The sequence below is a fragment of the Amycolatopsis pittospori genome, from assembly GCF_013870525.1.
Lineage (GTDB): Bacteria > Actinomycetota > Actinomycetes > Mycobacteriales > Pseudonocardiaceae > Amycolatopsis > Amycolatopsis pittospori.
On the sequence record NZ_JACBXD010000036.1, the window covers coordinates 42,904 to 54,489 of the forward strand.

Annotated in this window: 14 protein-coding genes; 9 read left to right on the forward strand and 5 right to left on the reverse strand. The window is 70.0% G+C overall.

All coding sequences use genetic code 11. From position 1 onward, the window contains the following. Positions 1–77: 77 nt before the first annotated feature. The gene (locus H5J31_RS21040; RefSeq protein WP_181774327.1) at positions 78–830 is read left to right on the forward strand and encodes an NPP1 family protein; all 753 of its coding nucleotides are present in this window, start codon (positions 78–80) and stop codon (positions 828–830) included. A 358-nt stretch (positions 831–1,188) separates the two neighbouring features. After that, positions 1,189–2,307 carry a helix-turn-helix domain-containing protein gene (locus H5J31_RS21045; RefSeq protein ID WP_181774328.1) on the forward strand — a complete coding sequence of 373 codons (1,119 nt, stop codon included), beginning with the start codon at positions 1,189–1,191 and terminating at the stop codon, positions 2,305–2,307. 3 nt (positions 2,308–2,310) lie between these two features. Here the strand turns inward: H5J31_RS21045 and H5J31_RS21050 are convergent, their stop codons facing one another. Next, a complete protein-coding gene (locus H5J31_RS21050; RefSeq protein WP_181774329.1) occupies positions 2,311–4,620 on the reverse strand; it encodes a LuxR C-terminal-related transcriptional regulator in 2,310 nt (769 codons plus the stop codon). Positions 4,621–4,826: 206 nt separating this feature from the next. On the opposite strand from H5J31_RS21050, the gene H5J31_RS21055 reads away from it, so the two are divergent. The 5 genes from H5J31_RS21055 (at position 4,827) to H5J31_RS21075 (ending at position 8,699) form a co-directional block, all read left to right on the forward strand. Beyond that, complete coding sequence (locus tag H5J31_RS21055) at positions 4,827–6,011, forward strand: sensor histidine kinase (protein ID WP_181774330.1); 1,185 nt, start codon at positions 4,827–4,829, stop codon at positions 6,009–6,011. Then, entirely contained in the window at positions 6,012–6,683 is a 672-nt protein-coding gene (locus H5J31_RS21060) for a response regulator (protein WP_181774331.1), read from the forward strand. An 86-nt stretch (positions 6,684–6,769) separates the two neighbouring features. After that, positions 6,770–7,345, forward strand: coding sequence for a dihydrofolate reductase family protein (locus H5J31_RS21065; protein WP_181774332.1), 576 nt, complete (start codon positions 6,770–6,772; stop codon positions 7,343–7,345). Between the two features lie 260 nt (positions 7,346–7,605). Further along, positions 7,606–8,118 (forward strand): DUF4232 domain-containing protein, encoded by a 513-nt coding sequence (locus tag H5J31_RS21070; RefSeq protein WP_181774333.1) that lies wholly within the window; start codon positions 7,606–7,608, stop codon positions 8,116–8,118. A 26-nt stretch (positions 8,119–8,144) separates the two neighbouring features. Then, positions 8,145–8,699 carry a DUF4232 domain-containing protein gene (locus H5J31_RS21075; RefSeq protein ID WP_181774334.1) on the forward strand — a complete coding sequence of 185 codons (555 nt, stop codon included), beginning with the start codon at positions 8,145–8,147 and terminating at the stop codon, positions 8,697–8,699. Between the two features lie 19 nt (positions 8,700–8,718). Here H5J31_RS21075 and H5J31_RS21080 read toward each other — a convergent pair whose 3' ends face one another. Continuing rightward, complete coding sequence (locus H5J31_RS21080; protein WP_181774335.1) at positions 8,719–9,132, reverse strand: ATP-binding protein; 414 nt, start codon at positions 9,130–9,132, stop codon at positions 8,719–8,721. 163 nt (positions 9,133–9,295) lie between these two features. Between H5J31_RS21080 and H5J31_RS21085 the strand changes: the two genes are divergently transcribed. Further along, positions 9,296–9,640: an STAS domain-containing protein gene (locus H5J31_RS21085; protein ID WP_328701573.1), complete on the forward strand. Its 345-nt coding sequence runs from the start codon at positions 9,296–9,298 to the stop codon at positions 9,638–9,640. 1 nt (position 9,641) lies between these two features. On the opposite strand, the gene H5J31_RS21090 is transcribed toward H5J31_RS21085, so the two are convergent. Both H5J31_RS21090 and H5J31_RS21095 read right to left on the reverse strand, forming a co-directional pair. Continuing rightward, complete coding sequence (locus tag H5J31_RS21090; protein ID WP_181774337.1) at positions 9,642–10,097, reverse strand: STAS domain-containing protein; 456 nt, start codon at positions 10,095–10,097, stop codon at positions 9,642–9,644. Between the two features lie 232 nt (positions 10,098–10,329). Next, the gene (locus tag H5J31_RS21095) at positions 10,330–10,668 is read right to left on the reverse strand and encodes a winged helix-turn-helix transcriptional regulator (protein WP_181774338.1); all 339 of its coding nucleotides are present in this window, start codon (positions 10,666–10,668) and stop codon (positions 10,330–10,332) included. Between the two features lie 67 nt (positions 10,669–10,735). Here H5J31_RS21095 and H5J31_RS21100 point away from each other — a divergent pair, with 67 nt between their 5' ends. Further along, positions 10,736–11,305: a carboxymuconolactone decarboxylase family protein gene (locus H5J31_RS21100; protein ID WP_181774339.1), complete on the forward strand. Its 570-nt coding sequence runs from the start codon at positions 10,736–10,738 to the stop codon at positions 11,303–11,305. On the opposite strand, the gene H5J31_RS21105 is transcribed toward H5J31_RS21100, so the two are convergent. Beyond that, positions 11,302–11,508: a hypothetical protein gene (locus tag H5J31_RS21105; protein WP_181774340.1), complete on the reverse strand. Its 207-nt coding sequence runs from the start codon at positions 11,506–11,508 to the stop codon at positions 11,302–11,304. The genes H5J31_RS21100 and H5J31_RS21105 overlap by 4 nt on opposite strands. Positions 11,509–11,586: the final 78 nt, after the last annotated feature.

Below are 11,586 nucleotides of genomic sequence, written 5' to 3' on the forward strand. Positions count from 1 at the left end.
TGGTTTCGTGTTGAATCAAGTCGTGAATTAATAACAGGCGCTGGTACGTGTCGGGAACTACCGAACGGATGATGCGCATGCGACGGTTCACGTCGGTCGTCATGGGAACTCTGGTCGCCCTGCTCTTCGCGACAGGAACGGCCTACGCGGAACCGCCGCAGGCCCTGGACTGGTCGGCGCCCGGGGCCGACCGGACCTACGAACCCGCCTTCGACTACGACGGCGACGGTTGCTACCCGACCCCGGCGATCGGCCGGGACGGCACCCTCGCGCCGGGACTCGCGCTGGGCGGCGACGTCAACGGGCAGTGCCGCGACCTGTCCGATCTCGACAACACCAACGCGTACTCACGGGTGAAGTGCAACAACGGATGGTGCGCCTACCTCTACGCGCTCTACTTCGAAAAGGACCAGGCCGCGCTGGGCCCGGGCAGCGCCGGGCACCGGCACGACTGGGAGCACGTCGTCGTCTGGGTGCAGGGCGATTGGGGCATGTACGTGTCCACGTCGGCGCACGGCAAGTACACGACGAAGCACCGCGACCAGGTCCCGTGGGACGAGACGGGCAAGCACGCGAAGGTCGTCTATCACAAGGACGGCATCAGCACGCACTGCTTCCGGCACGCGGGCTTCGGCGAGGAACCGGAGAACCACAAGAAGCAGTGGCAGTACCCGCCGCTGGTCGGCTGGGACGGCTACCCGGCCGGCCTGCGCGACAAGCTGACCGGACACGACTTCGGCAGCGCCCAGCTGGGCATCCGGGACTCGTCGTTCAACGGAGAACTCGCGAAGGCGAAGCCGGCGGGGATCCCGTTCGATCCGAACGCCTGACGCGGACCACTCGCTTTCGGGCCGGTTCGCGTGACTGGGCGGACGGCACCCGTGATCCAGCGGACGGCACGCGTGATCCGACGGACGGCACTCGTGATCCAGCGGACGGCACCCGTGCCGTCCGTCTAAACACGCGCGCCGTCCGTCTGATCACGAGTGCCGTCCCTCTGGACACGCGTGCCGTCCCTTCGCGCACCGGCAAGGACGCGGCGGCCTTTGCGGCTCCTTGGGCCGAATGCCACGAACGGGTGATCCATAGGGCCGAGAGGCCCGAGTACGTAATTCACCCGATGTGCCCCGCTACTGCTCGGTAGCAGACTCGGCGACCCGACGATTCCCGCTGCTCCGGAGGTCGACGATGACCGTGTCCCACGCTCCTGCCCGTTCCGCCGCCGCCGTGATCGCCCGGGCGGTCGTCGACGGTGTCCGGCACGCTCTGCCCGAGCACGCGCCGCTGTTCGACGCGCGTGCCGCGGAGTTCGTCGCCTCGGTCCTGGAGCACGACGGGCCGGCCGTCGCGCCGGGGATCGCCGTCGGGGCGGACGCCTTCCGGGAGGTGGGGGTCGCCGAGTACGCCGCGGGCAAGGAGCTCGACCGGCTCTCGCGCGTCTATCACTCCGCGGGCCGGTCCGCGTTGCCGGTGCTGGCCTCGCTGTCGCGGCAGCCGGGCGCCGGAGCGGCCCTGATGGACACCGGCGTCGAGGCGCTGCTTCGCTGCGTCGACGTCCTTGTCCGGCTCTCCACCGCCGCTTACCGGGCCGCTCACACGCCTTCGGTGACCGAGTTACGCCGCGATCTGCTGCGGGAGATCTTGAGCGGCCGCCCGCCCGCGAAATGGACCGTGCTCGCGGCGGAAGCCGGGTGGGTGCCGCCCGCGCGGGTCGTCGCCGTCGCGGCGGAGCCCGGCGCGGTCCGGGCTTCGTTCGGTCCGGAGGTGCTGGCCGACCTCACCGGTGAGTATCCGCACCTCCTGGTCCCCGACGACGTCGAGATCGGCGGCGTGCTCGCGGGGGCACGGGCGGCGGTCGGACCCGCGGTGGCGCCCGCCGACGCGGCGACGTCGATGCGCTGGGCCCGCCGGACCCTGGAACTGGTCCGGCGGGAGGTGATCGAGGACGGTCCGCTCGTGCGCTGGTCGGACCATCTGACCACGCATTGGCTGTTCGCCGACGAGGTGCTCACCGCCGCGCTCGTCACGCGCAGCCTCGCGCCCATCGACGGTCTCCCGCCGAACGAACGCACCAAACTCGCCGAGACCCTCGACGCGATGCTCGCCGCCCGCGGCGGAGCACCCGAGATCGCGGACAACCTGGGCGTGCACCCACAGACCGTCCGCAATCGCCTCCGTCGTCTTCGGACGTTGTTCGGCGACGCCCTCGACGATCCTTACGAGCGGCTGGACCTGCGGATCGCCTTGCGCGCCGAACTGCTCGCGCCGGAGCCTGCCCGGCCCGTCACCCCGATCAGGGCGGCCTGAGCGTCAGGCCGGGTCCCCGGACCGCGTCACCCAGGTGGCGACCTGCACGCGGTTGGAATAGCCGAGTTTGGTCAGGATGTGGTCGATATGCGTGTCCACGGTGCGCCGGGCGATACCGAGCCGGTCGGCGATCTCCTGGTTCGTCAGCCCCTCGGCGATCACGTGCGCGATCTCGGTCTCGCGTTTCGTGAGCACCTGCGCGGTCTGCTTCTTGGGCTCGGGAGACCGTTCTTCGAGGGCGTACGCGATGGCGTCGCCGGTGGTCATCGCGGCGCCCTCGGTGAAGTCCTTGACCGCGACCTCCCAGCCCAGCGCCGCGGTGACGACGTCGGTGTCGGCCTGCAGCGGTTCGGAGAACGCCTCGTACCGCGTCGGCCAGGCGCCCACCGTGCGCCAGACGTTCATCGCGGCGCCCTGCAGGATCGCGGCCCGGTCGGGACGGCCGGTGCGGGCCGCGCAGCCGGCCAGGACGGTGAGCGTGAACCCGACGACGACCCGGTCGTCCACCCGGGAGTGCAGGCGCAGGATCTGTTCGCAGCAGCGGCTCGCCACGGAGAGATCGCCTTGGAGGTATTCGGCGGCGGCGCGCGACCACAGCGCCCAGCCCCGCCAGAAGACCTCGCCCCGCCGCTCGCAGCGTTCGACGGATTCGGCGAGTACCGCCCGGCCTCGTTCGATGTCGCCGTCCAGCCAGACGGCCAGCCCGTAGTTGTAGCCGGCCCAGAGTTCACCGCCCTCGTCGCCGTGGACGCGGAACAGGGTGATGGCCGCGCCGAACAACCGTGCGGCCTCGGGCATGTCGTCGCCGATCAGCGCGGCGTAGGCGCGGACGTGGAGCACGTACGCGGCGGCGAGTTCGTCGCCGGCCGCGGCTTCGTCGTCCGCTCTGTCCATCATGGACCGGTACGCGTCCATGTCTCCCTGCACCAGGGCCAGGAAACCGGACAGCCAGAGTCCGTGTGCCCGCTCCGGGACACCCGGTGTCGCGGCTTCGTCCAGCCTGCGGACCCACATCCGGCCTTCGGTGTTCAGTCCGCGGACGATCCAGAACTCCTTGACGTCGCGCAACATCCGTAGACCGACCACGGCGTCTTCGGGCGCCTCGGTGCAGTAGTCGAGCGCGACGCGCAGGTTCGGGTGCTCGCGGCGCAACCGGCCGATCCAGCCGAGCTGATCGGTGTCGAGCCATTCCGTCGCGTACCGGCAGGCGAGTTCGGCGAACCAGTCCCGGTGCCGTTTCCGGAATCCGGCCGTGTCGCCGGCCTCGCTCAGCCTGTCGGCGCCGTACTCCCGCACCGATTCCAGCATGCGGTACCGCACACCGCCCGGGTATTCCTCGCGGAGCAGAAGGGACTTGTCGAGCAGCCCGTCGACGACTTCGAGGACACGTTCACAGGGCAGTTCACCGCTGGAACAGACCTGCTCGGCGGCGTCGAGGTCGAAACTGCCGGAGAACACCGACGCACGCGCCCACAGCAGCCTTTCCGGGCCGGTGCACAGTTCGTGGCTCCAGTCGATCAGTGCGCGCATGGTCTCGTGGCGTTCCGGCCGGCCGCGCCGGTCCTTCGAGAGCACGGAGAATCGCTGGTCGAGGCGGTCGGCCAGCTGGCGAAGGGACAACGCTCGCGCGCGGACGGCGGCGAGTTCGATGGCCAGCGGCAACCCGTCGAGCCGGCGGCACAGCCGGATGAGCGGCTCCGTGTCCTCTTCGGTGAGCCGGAACGACGGCGCGACCGCGGTGGCACGGTCCACGAACAGCCGCACGGATTCGTGGTTCACCGCGCGTTCGAAGGTGTCGCCCTGCTCCGGTACCCCCAGCGGCGGCACCGGCAGGACGCGTTCGCCCGCCACCCCGAGCGACTGCCTGCTCGTGGCCAGCACTTTCACGCCTGGGCATTGCCTGGTGATGGTGTCGGCGAGCCAGGCACAGCTGTCGACCAGATGCTCGCAGTTGTCCAGGACCAACAGCAACCGGCTGTCCTGCAGCGCTTCGACGACGACCTCGATGGCCGGTTTCGCGGAGCGGTCGCCGAAACCGAGCACGTTCGCCACGGTCGGGACCAGCAGGGCGGGTTCCCGTAGTTCGGCCAGCGAAACGAAGGTGACCTCGTCGGCTGTCGCCTCGCGATGGGCCGTCGCGATCCGCGAGGCCAGCCGGGTCTTGCCCACGCCGCCCGGTCCGGTCAGCGTGACCAGTGACGCGACCTCCAGCAGACGGCGCGCTTCGCCGGTCTCGGCGTCCCGGCCGACGTAGCTGGTCGCTTCGGTGGGCTCCGCCGACCACCCCGCGAGCGAGCCGACCCCGTCCGCCATGCACCCTCTCCCGCGATAGATCAGGCCCGCGACTCCGTCCGATGTAGACCGGAATCGCCCGGCTGGCGATCCTAGCGGACACTCGCGTCGGCCTCGGGTCGCGAACCGTGTCCGACCAAAGTCGGTGCCGGGCGCGCCCGAGGTCGAAGACGGGTTCATCCCGTGTCCCGCTGCGCCGGTCCGGCCGGATCGACGAAGATGGGCCGGTGATCGCAGAGCCCGGCGCCGAGCCACGCCGTCGGCCGTGGCAGCACGTCTGGCGCCTGCTGGCGGCGGCTCTGGTGGGCGTGGTGCTCTGGATGCTCACGGCGGGTCAGGTTCCGCCGGGGCATGGCGGCCCGAGGGTCGCGTGGCTGATCACCGGCGATCCGCTGCTGGCGGTCGCCTGCCTGATCGCGCTGCTCTGGCGCCGTCGCTTCCCGCTCGTGATCGCGAGCGCCGTCGTCGTGGTCTCGACGGCATCGGTGCTGGCGGGCGGAGCCTCCATGCTGGCCCTCGGTTCGCTGGCGACCCGGCGTCGCCCGGTGGAGACCGCGGCCGTGGCGGTGCTGAGCGTGGTCAGCGCACTGGTCGCGGCCGACTTCTACCCGCGTCGTGACCAGCTGGAGCCACTGTGGCTCCTGCTCACGGTCCCCGTTCTGCTGGCGGGCATCGTGGTGGCCGTGGGAGCCGCCGTCGGGGCACGGCGGGAGGAAGTGCGCTCGCTACGGGAGCGGGCCGAGAGCGCGGAGCGTGAGCAGGCCGCCCGCGCGGCCGAGGCCCGCATCCTGGAGCGGCACCGGATCGCCCGCGAGATGCACGACGTCCTCGCGCACCGCGTCTCGCTGGTCGCCATGCAGGCGGGCGTACTCGGACACCGCGCGGACCTGCCTCCCGAGCAGGTCGCCGAGCTGGCCCGGGGGATCGCCGATGGTTCCCACCAGGCGCTGGAAGAACTGCGGGACGTCCTCGGTGTGCTCAGGGCGAGCCCGGATGGGCTGGAACCGCCGCAACCTTCGCTCGCCGACCTTCCCGCGCTGATCGCCGACGCGCGGGCCCTGGGCGTGGACGTCACGTATACGGGCACTACCTCCGGAGAGCCGCCCGACGCGATCGCGAGGACCGTCTACCGGATCGTGCAGGAGGGGCTGACCAACGCGGGCAAGCACGCGCCCGGGGCGCGGGTGACGGTCACCGTCGAGGGAGAAGCGGGTGACGGCCTGCGGGTGGCGGTCCGCGATTCCGGCGCCTCGCGGTCGGTCGCCGGCCCGCCCGCCTCCGGATTCGGCCTGCTCGGCCTCGCCGAACGGGTCACGCTGGCCGGCGGCGAACTGGACCACCACCCGGAACCCGGCGGCGGTTTCGTGCTCGGAGCGCGGCTGCCGTGGCCGGTCCGTGAAGGGAGCGAGTGAATGGGCACCGAGCGGGTACGGGTCGTCCTCGTCGACGACGAGCACCTGGTGCGGATGGCGCTGCGGCTCATCGTCGACGGCGAGCCCGACCTGGTCGTGGTCGGGGAGGCCGCCGAAGGGGACACCGCGATCACCGTGGTGAAGGAACACCGGCCCGACGTCGTCCTGATGGACGTCCGGATGCCCGGGCGGGACGGGTTGAGCGCGACCGAGGAGATCCTGGCCCTTCCCGAGCCGCCGCGGGTCCTGGTGCTCACGACGTTCGACTCGGACGAGATGGTGCTGGGCGCGCTGCGCGTCGGCGCGCTCGGCTTCGTCCTCAAGGACACGCCGCCGCCTCGGATCCTCGAAGCCGTCCGGACGGTCGCCGCCGGCGAACCCGCCCTCTCGCCCGCCGCCACCGCCAGGCTGATCGCCGCGGCCACCGGACCGCATTCGTCCGACGCGCGACGGACGTCGCGCGACACCGCGCGCGGTCTGCTGGCCACCCTCACCGACCGCGAACGGCAGACCGCGCAGGCCATCGCCGAGGGACTGTCCAACACCGACGTCGCCCGGCGGCTGGACGTCACCGTCGCCACGGTGAAGGCGCACACCAGCAGCATGCTGGCGAAACTCGGCGTCGAGAACCGGGTCCAGATCGCGCTCCTGGTCCGCGACGCGGAAGGCTGAAATCTTTTTCCGGCGCCGTGTCGAATCCGCCGGTCTCCGCTCGACGCAGTGACGAAAGCAGTTCCGGAACGACCAAGGAGAACCAGATGCGCACCCTGATCGCCACCGCGTTCGTCTCCCTCGACGGCGTCGTCGAGGGCCCCGGCGGGGAGCCCGGCTACCGCAACTCGGGCTGGACCTTCGATGGCATCGAGTTCGACGAAGCGGCCTACGAGCTCAAGGGACGCGAGCAAGGCGAGGCCACGGCGATGATGATGGGCCGCGTCAGCTACGAGGGGTTCGCCCCGGTGTGGCCCGGTATGACCGTGGAGTTCGCCGGGTACAACGCGATGCCGAAGTACGTCGTCTCGACGACGCTGCAGGAAAAGGACCTGGCCGGCAACTGGGGCGAGACCACCATCCTGCGTTCGCTGGACGACGTCGCGAAGCTCAAGGAGACCGAGGGCGGGCCGATCATCATCCACGGCAGCGCGGAGCTGAACCGGAACCTCGCCGACGCCGGCCTGATCGACCGCTACCACCTGCTGCTGTTCCCGGTCCTGCTCGGCGCGGGCAAGAGGCTGTTCAGCGATGCCGACAAGGACAAGCGGAACCTCAAGCTCGTGGAGAGCGAGTCCTACGGGAACGGCGTCCAGAAGCTGATCTACGACGTCATCCGATGATCGGACCCCGGGCGGGATCTGCGCTCATGAACCGCGATCAGGTCTCGTCCACCGCGTTTAGAGGACTAATTGCGGTGACCGAGCGGGCACCTGACTGACTACTGGCGCGCTCGCGGAACGTCATCTTGTAGACGCCCGTCACTCCTCGGGGTTGCTTTCGGGGGATCAACATCATCTTCACGCATCTTCTCGGGGCCCGTGGGCATCTTTCCCAGTGAGATCGATCAACGTGAATCGATCACCGAGCGGGAGGAGATGTCATGAACGTCGGGGTGAAGCGGACGGCCGTAGCGGTGACCGTCGGGGGAGTGGTCGCCGGTGGGCTCCTGGTCGCGGGCGGCGCCGCCGGCGCGATGCCGAGTGACAAGCTTTGCGGCGCTTCCGATGTGCGGGTGACCGTGACGCCGGATCCGACGCACGCGGCCGGCCATGAGGCCTACGTCCTGACCTACACGGCGGCCGAGCCGACCACCAACTGCAAGCTGCAGGGCGCGCCGACCGCGATGTCGTTCGTCGACGACGGGGAGCTGATCGGGGGTGTCGCCGCCGTACCGGACGCCACCGCGAACCCGGCGCCGGTGAACCTGCGCGAAGGGCATCCGGCCGTCTCCCGCATCGTCCAGGCCTCGGCCGCCGCTCCGAACCCGGCCACGCCGACGACGATCACGTTCGACCTGCCGACCGGACCGGGCGGGGTGCCCGTCGTCGCCGACTGGCCCGCCGGTGGGCCGCTGAAGGGCGCCACCGTCCAGCTCACCCCCGTCAGCAACTGAAGTCCGCCGAGTCAGGGAGGAAGATCATGTCCGGCAAGCAGATCAGGCGTGTTTCCCTGGGGGTCGCCGCGTTGACCGGGACGCTCGCCCTGACGGCGTGCGCCCAGGCCGAGGCCGCCACCGGCGCCTCGCCGCGGTGCGCGACGGCGGACCTCGCGGTTTCGCTGGGGGAGCCCAAACAACTCGAAGAAGCGACCGGCCAGTACGACGTTCCGTTGACGTTCAAGAACATCTCGTCCCACGCGTGCGGTCTGCACGGTGCGCCGGGCGTCGACCTCGTCGGCCCGCCCGACCCGAACGGGCCCGTCTATCACTTGCCGCGTGTGGACAACGGCGTGCGCGTCAACGAGGTCCCGGCGGGGAAGACCGCCACCGCGACCGTCACCGTGCTGACCCGGACGAACGGGTCGGTCGGCAGCGGCGGCTCCACCTCGTGGACGCCGACGAAGCTGGTCACCATCCCGCCGGGGCAGACCGAGGCGCTGACCGCGGACTGGCCGCCGACACTTCCGGTGCTCCGGCAGGACGCCGCCACGCATCCGGGCAGCTGGGTGAACGGAATCCTCGCGGACCCGCTCTGATCCGCAGGGAAATGGGCCGTCAGAGGGCCGGGCAGGGCCACGAAAGCCGGACGATGGTGCCCGTGGGCGTGCTCGTCACGGACGACTCCGGCGCGAAGGCGCGGATGATCGGCAGGCCGCGTCCGCCGTCCGGACGTCGTCCGTCACGCCAGCGGCCCTCGTCGGCGACGGTGATCGTGACGGTGCCGCAGTCGTGGGCGGCGGTGATCGTCATGATGTTTCCGTCGGTGTCGTCGGGGTAGGCGTGCTTGACGACGTTGGTCATCGCCTCGTACGCGGTGAGCTTGAGGTCCTCGGCCAGTTCCGGGGGAAGACCTCGTTCGAGGGCCCAGCTCGCCAGCACGTCCCGCAACGCGGCGGCCTGTGCGGGCACGGCGGCGACCTCGCGGACGAGTTCTTCGGTACTGCCGCGAACCGGCTCGTCGATCGGCATCACGGAGCTTCTCCTAGTCGCCCGCCGCGGTCCATGACCGACGGATCCTCCGACAAGGCTAAGGCACCCCGCCGAACCGGGTGCGAGTGCCGCGCGGGCGGGCACCCGCCGTCATCGGATATCTTCGGGACTCTCGGTGTTCGGACGGTGAGGGAGTGTGACGGTGACGAGCGGAGACGGTCACGACCGGGAGGTTCCGTTCTCGGCGACGGTCACCCGGCCCGATGGCGCCCAGGTCGTCCTCGGCGTGGCGGGAGAGATCGACCTGACCACGTCCGAAGACCTCAAGGAGAGCTTCGAGGAGGCCCTGGATCCCGTGCCGGGCCGCCTCGTCGTCGACCTCGAGGGCGTGGAGTTCTGTGATTCGACCGGTCTCGCGACCCTGGTCGGGATCAACCATCGGTGCACCACCGAAGGAGTCGAACTCAGTTTCCTGCCTTCGCCGACGATCCGGCGGCTGGCGCTGAAGACAGGACTCTCCACCTTGCTGCCGCTGGCCGGCACGTGAATCAGCTCGGCGCGGGCAGTTCCTTGGGCATTTCGCGGACGGCGTCGGTCAGGAACCGGTAGACCGGGATCCGGACCTCGACCCCGAACAGGTGCAGCAGTCGCAGCACCGGCCGGGTGTCGGCGACGACCCCGGTCCGGCGGCACTCGACGTGGGCGCGGGCCGCGGCGGATTCGATGACCCGGAGCCCGGCGACACCGAGGAAGGTGACGTCGGTGAGGTCGAGCACCGTGGTGGCGGGGAGATCGCCCAGCAGCGCGGATTCGAGCTGCCCGGCCGTGGCGAGATCGATCTCGCCTTCGGCGGAGACGACGAGAAGGTCTTCACTCCACCAGGTGCGGCGAACGCGCAGAAGCTGTTCGGCCGGCGATCGCGGCGACGGAAGGGTCGCGGGGATGACGGTGTGGAGGACGGGGCCGTCGCGGCCTCCTCCGATGTACGGACGTCGGTCGGTCATGATGCTGTCTCCCGGGATAGCCGGGGACGAGACGGACAACGGGTAAGCCTGCACAACGGCTGCGCAAGTGAACTCGCCGCCGCGTCGCCCTGGAAAAGAGCTGGGCCGCGGACATGCGGGTCGTTCGCGCGGGCTGGTGGACTCAACCTCACGTAGACCCCACGGTACGCCGTCCGAAGCGTCTCGCGATACAGGCATGGCGAATCAGTGAAGGATTCACCGCATCGCATGGTTACTCGTTAAGTGTCTTCTCCCAGGCCAGGCCCCAGTTTTCCAAGGGGTGAAGGGCGTTCAGGAGATCTTCGCCAAGGGGCGTCAGGTGGTAGCCGTCGTCGGTGGCGTCGACGATGCGGGCTTCGGTGAGCTCGCCGAGTCGCGTGCTGAGCACGCTCGACGACATGCGTTCGCAGCGCCGCTGGAGTTCGCGGAAGCCGACCCGGCCCTGGCGCAGCTCCCAGATGACCCGCAGGGTCCACCGGCGCCCCAGCAGGTCCAGGGCGGCCATGAGCGGACGGCCGGTTTCCGAGCCGCGGACAGGAATTCCCGGACGAGGGATCGGATCTTCGGGCATGGCATCCCCTTGTGCTTCGGCTTTCGAAGCAGCATAGTGGTTCGAAAAGAGAAGCACTGGAGTGGTCATGGCACGGATCGCACCGCTCGCTCCGCCTTACGAGGCGGAGGTCGAGCAATCCCTTCGCAAATGGATGCCGCCTGGTGTGGCGCACGAACCACTGGCGCTCTTCCGCTTGCTGCAGCGCCATCCGGAGCTGGCCTCGCGGATGCGGGTTCTCGGCGCGGGGCTGCTGGCGCACGGCGAATTGCCCGCGCTGGACAGGGAGATCGTCATCGCCCGGGTGACAGCGCGCAGCGGCTGCGACTACGAATGGGGTGTCCACGCCGCGGTCTTCGCGCCGCTTGTCGGGTTGACCTCCGAGCAACTCGAAGCGACCGTTTCCGGCGATCCCGGGCATCCGGTGTGGTCGGGGCGGCAGCGCGCGCTGATCCGCGCGATCGACGAACTCCATGACACGGCAACGGTTTCCGGCGACGGCTGGGCCGCGCTGGCCGGGCACTATTCCGCCGGGCAGCTCCTGGAACTCCTCGTGCTCGCGGGCTGGTACCGGACGATCGCGTACGTGGCCAACGGCGTCGCCCTGGAGAACGAGCCTTGGGCCACCCCTTACCCCGGTCTTCCCGGAAAGCCCTAGGTCCGGCGCTCGAGTTCCCTGATGGCGTCCTTCCGTCGTGTGGAGGCCTTCCAGGCGGCGAAAGCGCAGAGGAGCGCCGCCAAGAAGCCCGCCGCGGTAAGGGTTCCGGCCCAGACGGCACCGGTGCTGGCGAGTAGGTAGAGCTGGATCACGGCGGTGCACGTGTAGACGACCGCCAGTCCCAGCCACAGCCGTTGCGTCATATCTCCCGTCTCCGTTCCCCCGGTACGGGGTCAATCGCAGCGAGCGGGGATCTGGTTACAGGGTGTTCGAAAGCGGTG

Excerpts from the sequence above, each read along its gene's own strand:
- H5J31_RS21040 (WP_181774327.1), top strand. The coding sequence starts at position 78 with ATGCGACGGTTCACGTCGGTCGTCATGGGAACTCTGGTCGCCCTGCTC.
- H5J31_RS21045 (WP_181774328.1), top strand. The coding sequence starts at position 1,189 with ATGACCGTGTCCCACGCTCCTGCCCGTTCCGCCGCCGCCGTGATCGCC.
- H5J31_RS21050 (WP_181774329.1), bottom strand. The coding sequence starts at position 4,620 with ATGGCGGACGGGGTCGGCTCGCTCGCGGGGTGGTCGGCGGAGCCCACC.
- H5J31_RS21060 (WP_181774331.1), top strand. The coding sequence starts at position 6,012 with ATGGGCACCGAGCGGGTACGGGTCGTCCTCGTCGACGACGAGCACCTG.
- H5J31_RS21065 (WP_181774332.1), top strand. The coding sequence starts at position 6,770 with ATGCGCACCCTGATCGCCACCGCGTTCGTCTCCCTCGACGGCGTCGTC.
- H5J31_RS21070 (WP_181774333.1), top strand. The coding sequence starts at position 7,606 with ATGAACGTCGGGGTGAAGCGGACGGCCGTAGCGGTGACCGTCGGGGGA.
- H5J31_RS21075 (WP_181774334.1), top strand. The coding sequence starts at position 8,145 with ATGTCCGGCAAGCAGATCAGGCGTGTTTCCCTGGGGGTCGCCGCGTTG.
- H5J31_RS21080 (WP_181774335.1), bottom strand. The coding sequence starts at position 9,132 with ATGCCGATCGACGAGCCGGTTCGCGGCAGTACCGAAGAACTCGTCCGC.
- H5J31_RS21090 (WP_181774337.1), bottom strand. The coding sequence starts at position 10,097 with ATGACCGACCGACGTCCGTACATCGGAGGAGGCCGCGACGGCCCCGTC.
- H5J31_RS21095 (WP_181774338.1), bottom strand. The coding sequence starts at position 10,668 with ATGCCCGAAGATCCGATCCCTCGTCCGGGAATTCCTGTCCGCGGCTCG.
- H5J31_RS21100 (WP_181774339.1), top strand. The coding sequence starts at position 10,736 with ATGGCACGGATCGCACCGCTCGCTCCGCCTTACGAGGCGGAGGTCGAG.
- H5J31_RS21105 (WP_181774340.1), bottom strand. The coding sequence starts at position 11,508 with ATGACGCAACGGCTGTGGCTGGGACTGGCGGTCGTCTACACGTGCACC.